The 429-nt window shown below is 55.7% G+C and carries 2 pseudogenes; both read left to right on the top strand.

The features are described from left to right. Positions 1-229, top strand: a pseudogene (locus tag HWX08_RS34175) (DUF3304 domain-containing protein); the annotation flags it as partial. 47 nt (positions 230-276) lie between these two features. Continuing rightward, positions 277-429, top strand: a pseudogene (locus tag HWX08_RS34825) (DUF3304 domain-containing protein); the annotation flags it as partial.

A 429-nucleotide genomic window follows, 5' to 3' on the forward strand; every position in this document is an offset into this window, starting at 1 on the left:
CACGGCACGTAACGCGTCACAGGGTTGGCTGAAGTATCGGCTGACCGACACGGCGGATCTGGAGCAGTACGTGTACTACAGGCAGCTTGTGAATCCGAAATTTGATGAGCATCCGATCGTGCAGCGAATCTTGGCTGAGACGAAAGGTCGGCCAGGCGCCTTTGGCGCGGCGATGCAGAGCCTGCCGGATGCCGTTGTGCAAGAGATCAAGCGGAGTCGTTTCAATTAAGCGTCGTTTCGCGGTGGTTGTGTTCGTGACTCGGAGGTATTCCAGCAATGGTCAAGCGGTTTTTCGTCTTGCTCGTCGTCGTATCGACGTTAGCCGGTTGCGACGCGTTTTCATCTGAGCCGACCTACCGTGGTGTCAGCATCATGGGGCTCAACTACACGCCGTTCAATCTGAGCGGGTTCACGATTCGTGACAGATAT

Origin of the sequence: Burkholderia metallica (genome assembly GCF_902832845.1) — a bacterium.
Lineage (GTDB): Bacteria > Pseudomonadota > Gammaproteobacteria > Burkholderiales > Burkholderiaceae > Burkholderia > Burkholderia metallica.